This window comes from Paenibacillus sp. E194, assembly GCF_000935845.1.
GTDB classification, from domain to species: Bacteria; Bacillota; Bacilli; order Paenibacillales; family Paenibacillaceae; genus Paenibacillus_B; species Paenibacillus_B alvei_B.
In genome coordinates this window covers 1-2427 of record NZ_JMDX01000436.1, presented here as the reverse complement: position 1 = coordinate 2427, position 2427 = coordinate 1, and the positions used below count along the sequence as shown (strand labels likewise).

Below are 2427 nucleotides of genomic sequence, written 5' to 3'. Positions count from 1 at the left end.
CATACATAAAAGCAAAATACTTAATTGAAGAGGAGAAGAAGCGTGAAGAAATACATATCACTAATTTTAACAATTATTTTAGCGTTTACGAGCATACCACTTACTTCTGCACAAGAAGTGATGTCATCCGATAGTGAGCTGTCTAATCTTTCAGTTACGGATGCAGTATACAGCCAACAGCCTAAGGATCTAGATCCGCAAGATATCATTACAGTTTCCTCAGTAGCTGAAAAATTTCAAGTTGATGGTGACTGGGTTTACGGTGAAGTAACGAAAGGATACCTGCTGCACCATATCTATGAGGGGCTGTTGGAGAAGCAGCGCGGAGGCTCGTACGAGCAATATATAAACGGCTTGTATCCTCATGTTGCACAGCATATTGCAGAACAACAGCCTACGGTAACGACAAGCGTATATGATCATTTGCCGGAAGTGAACAATGACGAAAAAGCGAATGAAACGAGCGTAACGGATTCCGTATATGCAATTCCTAAATTTCGCTCCAAGCGATCCCTGTCATCGTCTTCTAGCTATGATAGCTTTGCATTAAAGCAAAGAGAGTTGAAGTTCGATCAAGCACCGTATTCAGTCGGGAGCGTTGGTGAGAATATCTCGACAGTTGATGGTTCTCTGCATGTAGAGCAAACTGATCTCATTCTTCCTGGACCGAATGGTTTAGACTTCGAATTGCGTCGTGTGTACGATAGTTCGCGCGGCAAAGATGATATTTATTTCAATGAAAGGACTTATAAACAGTCTACCCGCAAGCTAGAGGAAGATGATCGTTCGCCACTAGGTAAAGGGTGGATGTGGGATATCCCTTATCTGAAACTATCCGATGGCCAACAATATTTATACCTTCCGCAGCGTGGAACATTTGCTTTAGATGGCTACGATATTGTTGGTTATCCCTTTAGGGATTTAAGCTTTGGCCCACGTTATGGAGAGCCAAGAGGGGCCAGATATGTTCTTGCAGATTATAAACAGGGAATAGAATACCTTTTTGATGAAGACGGGCTTCTTCTTCAAATTCAGGATGAATATGATAATTCCCTTAATTTTTACTATAGTTATAAGGAACTGCATATGGTTCTTGCTTCAACTAAAGAGGGAAAAGATAAGCAAAAATTCAATGTCCTCTTCATCCAAGACCGTGGTGATAATGTACAGGCATCGTTGTCATATACAGATCCTGCAACGAATCAAACAAAGGAACAAGTCGTTAAGTATGTAAAGAAAAAAATTACCTTAAACAATGAAGAACAGTATGTTTTAAAAGAGGTTATCGATCCGGTAGGGCGAAAAACGACTTATTATTACGATATTCGTTCGGATCTATTTTTTAATATCCTTCCAGGATATGATGTTTTTACGGATTTCACGAATCGAATGCTCTATTGGGGGAAAAATGATTGGGCTACGTTGGGGATGATTGAGCATCCAACCAAGGCACAGACGAAGTTCGAAACTTCCGTAGTCTTTCACAAGGTAGGTTTCTACGCTCAAGAATACCAAGTACAGTATAATGAACGCAAATTGCTGTACAGCACCAATAACGGAGCCACGGTCGTAGCAGATCGGCAAACTATCGCGTTTCCAGAAGATTTAGGAAAAGTATTCGGAAATATCACCTATGAGGTTAACGTTGATGATGGCCGTACCCTCACGAAGAATAACTATTCTGTTAGTTATAGAGAGAGGTATGAAGATCTAAATTCCGGGGCTCACTATACGTTCCCGCCGGATCCGCCGATTCTTTATCATAATAAAAGCGAATCGATAGCAAAGGGAAGTAATGATCGCAAGACTGTCACCTACGAATATAATAAAGATGGAGATAGGGAAAAAAGACATTCCAAGCCAGTTCGCATTCATGAAACCAGTTACGGAGCTTCGGGATCATCTACGAAGACGACAAGATACAACTACGATGAGTACGGAAATGTGACAGAGGAGACTAATCCTCTAAACGTAACCAGTCGCTATGAATATGAGTATATTCCGCAAGCCAGTGCTCAGAAGCTAACGAAAATGATAACGCCGGTTGGACCTCAGACCAATCTGGTTGCCCGCTATGAATATGAAGCCGAGCGTGGAGGACTTCAACAGGTAACATTGCAAGACGATCAGGGGCGGTTATTGAATCAAGTTCGCTATGAGCGCGACGTGCATGGCAATCCGACGACGATTCAAATCAAAGGCGATAACGCGAAAGATACCGTCATTCGGCAGGAGTTCAATGAAATCCATAACTATATGTTTCCGAATAAGCAATCGGTAACGGTGACGGATGCGGATGGTGTGTCTGGAGAGTTGACGAGACAAGCCAGATATATTCCTCAGACTGGTATACTGTATCAATTTGTGGATGGCAAAGGACAGGCCATCACCTATACGTATGATGATTTCGAATCGTGTAACTGCGGT

1 pseudogene is annotated in these 2427 nt (G+C 42.1%); it reads left to right on the top strand.

The annotated features are described in order from the left end of the window. Positions 1-42: 42 nt before the first annotated feature. Positions 43-2427 (top strand): annotated as a pseudogene (locus tag AZ66_RS28600) (polymorphic toxin-type HINT domain-containing protein); the annotation flags it as partial.